At 63.8% G+C, this 6,132-nt stretch carries 4 protein-coding genes; 3 read left to right on the top strand and 1 reads right to left on the bottom strand.

Annotated features, from left to right (window positions below):
• Positions 1-125: 125 nt before the first annotated feature.
• A complete protein-coding gene (locus DK366_RS04230; protein WP_157956441.1) occupies positions 126-2,189 on the bottom strand; it encodes a S9 family peptidase in 2,064 nt (687 codons plus the stop codon).
• A 572-nt stretch (positions 2,190-2,761) separates the two neighbouring features.
• Here DK366_RS04230 and pyk point away from each other — a divergent pair.
• The 3 genes from pyk to DK366_RS04215 all read left to right on the top strand — a co-directional run bounded on the left by pyk (position 2,762) and on the right by DK366_RS04215 (position 6,013).
• Entirely contained in the window at positions 2,762-4,234 is a 1,473-nt protein-coding gene (gene pyk / locus DK366_RS04225) for a pyruvate kinase (RefSeq protein ID WP_109124250.1), read from the top strand.
• A gap of 174 nt (positions 4,235-4,408) precedes the next feature.
• Positions 4,409-4,858: an energy transducer TonB gene (locus tag DK366_RS04220; protein WP_109124249.1), complete on the top strand. Its 450-nt coding sequence runs from the start codon at positions 4,409-4,411 to the stop codon at positions 4,856-4,858.
• Between the two features lie 147 nt (positions 4,859-5,005).
• Positions 5,006-6,013, top strand: coding sequence for a class I fructose-bisphosphate aldolase (locus DK366_RS04215; RefSeq protein WP_109124248.1), 1,008 nt, complete (start codon positions 5,006-5,008; stop codon positions 6,011-6,013).
• Positions 6,014-6,132 lie beyond the last annotated feature (119 nt).

The following is a 6,132-nucleotide window of genomic DNA, read 5'->3' as shown; positions in this document are numbered from 1 at the left end:
TGGCCGAGCTGCAGCGCAAGGCCGGCGCCAACGTCGAGTTGCCGCACAGCGAATGTTTTGTACCCGAACTGGTCGTGGGGGGGGGGGGCCGCGCCGCCCCCCCCCCCCCCACGCTTCAAGGGTTGTCAGGGCAGCGTAGCGGCCTTGGTGGTTGCCGGCGCGGCACTGTCCGCCGATGCCTGGCTTTCGGGCGTCGTATTGCGCGCAAGGAAGTCCAGCAGCTTGCGATAAGCCTCCTCGCGATGCTCCGGCACGAAGAACCCGTGGCCCTCGCCGGCTTCCACGACGGTCTCGTAGTGCTTGCCGTTCTGATCCAGTGCCCGCGTGAATTCCTGGAAGTTCTTGAAGGGCACGCGCTGGTCCGATTCACCGTGGATCAGCAACACGTCGGCCTTGATCTTCGCGACGCCTCCGAGCGGTGAGCGTCGCAGCAGGTCATCGCGATCCGTGCCCAGCACCAGGTGCAGATAGGCCATGCCCATATCGCTTTCCTGCGTATCGCTCTTGTCCATTTGCACGCGCAGGTCGTACACGCCTGCATAGCCCGCGGCGCAGCGATACAGATCAGGCTCGCGCACGGCGCCCTCCAGGGCGGCATAGCCACCGTAACTGGCGCCGTAGATACAAACGCGATGGGCATCGGCATAGCCCTGGTCGATGGCCCAACGTGTGGCGTCGGTCACATCGTCCTGCATGCTCAGGCCCCACTGGCGGTAGCCCATGCGCTGGAAGTTCTCGCCGTATCCGCCGGAACCGCGATAGTTGATCTGCAGCACCGCGTAACCGCGACTGGCCAGCAACTGCACTTCGGGGTCGTATCCCCATTCATCGTGGACGCCATGCGGACCGCCATGGGGCAGTACCACCAGCGGATAAGGTTTTGCACCGGCAGGCGTGGTGAGGAAGCCATGCATCACCACGCCATCGCGCGCGGTCACCTTGATCGGCTCCATGGGGCGCATGCGGCGCGGATCGATCCACGGGCGCGCATGCGCAATAAGTTGCGCGTTGCGCGTGGCGAGATCGAACAGATAGAAATCGCCCGGGTTGAGGTCGCTCTGCACATGGATGACGGCGAGCTTGCCGTCACGCGTGAAGCTCGATATCGAGACTGACTGGCCGGGGAAGCTGTCGACCAGTGCGCGGTTGATGCGTGCTTCGTTACTTTCTTCGTCGAAGTAGTGCAGGCCCGTGCGTCCGTCCCCGGTGGTGACGGCGTAGTAATCCTTCCGGTCGGCGGTTGGCAGCAGCTCACCCGGGCTGGCAAACGTGCCGCGATAGAGCACGGTGCGCTGGTGCGTCTGCATGTCCAGCAACTCGATGGCACTCGGGCCGTCGCCGGGGGCGCTGCGCACGTACAGCTTGCTGTTGTCACGGTTGAAGCCGAGGGGCGTCAGCTCGACGTGTGAATTCTGCGGCTCGTTGACCAGCTCCCATGGCGCGTCGTTGTCCTTGCGCAGCCACAGTCGTGAACCGGTGTAGTCGTTGTCGGCATAGGCAGCCCGTACCTGGCCGGCGTGGTCGGCCACCATCCACGCGTTGCGCTCCGGGCCCTGGCCAATCTTCAGCGTCTTGCCGTTGTTGACGTTGAGCCGCTCGATATCCAGCACGGTGCCGCCGCTGAAATTGGAGAATTCACGCGTGGCCACGAGGATCTGGTTGTCGGAGACGTATTGCTGCTGGATGGGCCACGCAACCGCGTAACGTTGCTGGCTGCCGGCAATGAGCGACGCGCTGCCTTTTCGTGCGCGATAGCCGAACAGCTGCGTCTGGCGTGAGCCATCGGGATCAATGGCGAACAACTCGCCAGTGAGCATGGGCGTGTCCAGGCCCGTTTGGCGGATGGCGAGTGCGGCGATCAGTCGATCGTCATCGCCCCAGAAATAGTAGGCGACGAGTGCGTCCTGCCCGGACGGAATGGCGTGCAGGATCTTGCCCGTCTTGCCATCCAGCACGGCCAGGATGTTTTCGTGCGGGTTGCCGATCTTGGGCACCAGTGCCGCGAGATATTTGCCGTCGGGCGACAGCGTGACGTCCGAGAAGTCCGTGGGCCGAACAAAGTCGCTGATCGGAGGCAGGGCCGCCTGCGTGACGGCAGTGCCCGGTTCGGCTGGCGCCGCATGAAGCTGGGGCAGCAGGCAAGCACTGGCGAGCGCAGTGAAGGCGGCCGCGCATACACGATGAAACATCAATATTTCTCCCCGTTCCGTGGTCGCGGATTCGTCGAATCCGCTTTCATTGGTGTTCGTCCAAGTCGTCATGCGCCAGGCACACACGCAGCAACGAGCGCGACCTCAAGGTCGAGCGGGTTGGGCGTGACGTGGCGATGTCCCCTGATTCCCCTGAAGACGGATCCCCCGATCCGTCGCAAGATCCTAGCGCAAGCCTGCCGTTGGAAAACATAGGGGCCAATCGAGCGAATTTTGATGACTTATTGCGCATGATTGCTGCAATGCAAAATTGGTTGGCGACGCTCGCTTCGTGGCTGGTGCCGGTCGATTCGTGAGCTGTGTCCGTTCGCGGAGCAAGTCCATCGAGTGGATTGGAAGATGGCTTCTCATGACACCAGTGTTTGGACGTCCGCACGTCCGAAGAGCAGACCAGTGTTTTGCGTTGACCCCATATTCACTGTCAACTCGTAATACCAGTGCATGCCTCTAGTCCGCATGCCACATGCAGTCCACTTTGGGGCGGAAAGGGCAGCCGAAAAAGCCTGCGGAAACCCTCTGGACCCGGCCGCAGGTTTTGCTAGTCTCGATGTATGACTACTGAAAATCCGCTGCGCCGCACAAAAATCGTTGCCACCCTCGGTCCCGCCACCGACGCGCCTGGCATGCTCGAAAAAATCATCGCCGAAGGCGTGGACGTGGTTCGTCTGAACCTCTCCCACGGTCAGCCGGACGACCATCGTGCCCGCGCTGTCGCCGTGCGCGATGCCGCGGCCAAGCTCGGTCGCGAAGTCGGCGTGCTCGCCGACCTTCAAGGCCCGAAGATCCGCGTCGAACGCTTCGCCAATGGCCCCATCGAATTGAAGGTGGGCGACAAGTTCGTGCTCGATTGCACGCCGGGCGCGCCGCTGGGCGACAACACCCGCGTGGGCGTCAGCTATTACGACCTGCCCAAGGACGTGTCGCCGGGCGACGTGCTGTTGCTCGACGACGGCCTCGTCGCCTTGACGGTAGACGACGTCGTCGGCCAGGAGATTCGCTGCACCGTGCTGATCGCCGGCAAGCTCTCCGACCGCAAGGGCCTCAATCGCCAGGGCGGTGGTCTTTCCGTGTCGGCGCTGTCGGACAAGGACAAGGCGGACATCAAGCTTGCTGCGGAAATCGGCTGCGACTTCCTCGCCGTGTCGTTCGTGCGCTCGGGCGCCGATATGCATGAAGCGCGTCGCCTGCTCGAAGAGGCCGGCGGCAAGGCGTCGCTGGTCGCCAAGATCGAGCGTGCCGACGCCATTCCCGTGCTGGGCGAAATCATCGACGCCTCCGACGTGGTGATGGTGGCGCGCGGCGATCTGGGCGTGGAAATCGGCGATGCCGAGTTGCCGGGCCTGCAGAAGAAGATCATCCGCGAGTCGGTGCAGCGCAATCGCGCCGTCATCACCGCCACGCAGATGCTGCAGTCCATGGTGCGCTCGCCCATCCCGACCCGCGCGGAAGTGATGGACGTGGCCAACGCCGTGATCGACGGCACCGATGCCGTCATGCTTTCCGAAGAATCCGCCGCGGGCGCGCATCCGGACAAGGCGGTCGCCGCACTGCGTCGCATCTGCCTTGGCGCCGAACGCCAGTTCGAGCCCAAGGAAGATCCGGCCACGCAGGGTCACCTGCTGGATCGCACCGACCAGGCCATTGCACTCGCTGCCATGGTGCTGGCCAGCCAGCTTGGCGTGCGCGCCATCGTGGCCTTGACCGAATCGGGTGCTACCGCGCAGTGGCTGTCGCGTTACCGCAGTGCGGTGCCGATCTACGCGCTGTCGCCGTTCGATGACGCACGCCGCCGCATGTCGATCTTCCGCGACGTGACCGCGGTGAAGTTCACCCATATGTCGCAGACCACCGCCGGTTCCGCGCGCGACGCCGTGCGCCAGCTCTTCATCGCCGGCAAGTTGGCCGAAGGCGATCGCGTCGTGCTGACGCACGGCGATCACATCGGCCAGGGCGGCGGCACCAACACCCTCAAGCTGCTCTCGGTGGGCGCCGAGGGCGTGGTGGAGTGCCTGCGGGACCTCTGAGCAAGTCGCGTTGAGTTGCCTCGTCCGTCGATCCGGTGTGGGCCGGATCGGCGGGCGATGGCGCTCCGTTGCAGGGCATCGCCACTCGGCTTTCCTGCTTCACGCGGTCGTCGCCGGTCGCGCGGTATCGCTAGAATCGCCGCACCGTCCCCGACCCGAGAGCAGGAGGTTCCCATGAACACGAAGTCACGTCGCCTGAACCAGACGCTGGTGCTGGCATTGGCCATGGCAGGGGCAACGCCACTGCTGGCGCAATCGCAGGCGCGCATGGTGAGCCCGGAGCAGATCCAGTCGTACTGGCTCATGCTCAACACCAAGGTCGACGCCGATGTTCCCAACTCCGGCCGCAACATGGACAAGCCTGGCTGCGTGGCCGTGAGCTACATGATCGGCTCCGATGGCGTTCCGCAGAACGTCACCGTGCGCAAGGTCGTCCCGCAGAGTGACCTGGATGCCGTGGCCAAGAGCGTGGCAAGCAATTTCCGCTATGGCCCCTCCCTGAAGAACAGCTCGCACGAGCCGGTGAACACCTACTTCATCGTGCCGTTCAACCTGCCGGCCGATGCGGCCCAGCGCCAGTCCATCATCAGCGCCTGCAAGCTGCCGGGCTACGACCAGGCCTGAGCCTGCCAGGGCCCCCGCCAGCGCCGTTCAGGGGCCCTCCGGACCCTGGACGGCGGCTTGGCCTATAATCGCGGCCTTTCATCCTCCGCCCTCACCGGGGCGGCATCACCTTGTGCGGCCCACACCGCCTAAGTATTCGGAGTTGTCATGAGCATCGAAGATCTCGAAAGCGTTGCCCTCGCGATGGTTGCGCCCGGCAAGGGCATCATCGCCATCGACGAGTCGACCAACACCATCAAGAAGCGTTTCGAGGCCGTTGGCATCGACAACACCGAAGAGAATCGTCGCGCCTACCGCGAACTGCTGCTCACCACGCCGGGCCTCGGCGAGCACATCTCCGGCGCGATTCTTTATGACGAAACCATCCGTCAGTCGACCAAGGACGGCGTGCCTTTCACCACGCTCATGAAGAAGAACGGCATCATCCCCGGCATCAAGGTCGACAAGGGCCCGGTGCCGCTGGCCGGCTTCCCGGGTGACGTGGTCACCGAAGGCCTCGACGGCCTGCGCGAGCGCCTGCAGGAATACGTGAAGCTGGGCGCCCAGTTCGCCAAGTGGCGCGCGGTGATCAATATTTCGGAAGACAACCCGTCATCCACCGCCATCGAAGCGAACTGCCACGCGCTGGCCCGTTACGCCGCGCTGTGCCAGGAAGCGGGCATCGTGCCGATGGTCGAGCCGGAAGTGATCATGGATGGCGACCACAGCATCGAAGTGAGCTACGAAGTGCACGAGGCCGTGCTGCGCAGCCTGTTCAACGCGCTTTACGAGCAGAACGTGATGCTGGAAGGCACCATCCTGAAGGTCAGCATGGTCATTCCGGGCAAGGATTCGGATGAACAGGCCGAAGTGGAAGAAGTGGCTGACGCCACGGTGCGCGTGCTCAAGACCACCGTGCCGGCCACGCTGCCGGGCATCGTGTTCCTCTCGGGTGGCCAGACCGACGAACAGTCCACCGCGCACCTCAATGCCATGAACCGCATGGGTCCGCACCCGTGGCCGCTGTCGTTCTCTTATGGCCGTGCCATGCAGCAGGCCGCGCTGAAGCTGTGGGCGAAGGACATGAAGGCCAACTACGCCGACGCGCAGAAGACCGTCCACGCTCGCGCGAAGGACAACGGTCTTGCCGCGCTGGGTCAGTGGAATGCCAAGTAAGTGGTGAGTCGGCTGCTTGCGCAGCCTGCAAGTCGCTTCGCTGCAAAGCGTAAAGGGTAAAAAAGAAAGGGCGCCGTGAGGCGCCCTTTCTGCTTTCTGCTCTTTACTACTGACGCTTT

The organism is Dyella sp. C11 (genome assembly GCF_003121485.1).
Taxonomy (GTDB): Bacteria; Pseudomonadota; Gammaproteobacteria; order Xanthomonadales; family Rhodanobacteraceae; genus Dyella.
The sequence above is the reverse complement of the archived record's forward strand: the minus strand, read 5'-3'. Positions and strand labels throughout refer to the sequence as shown.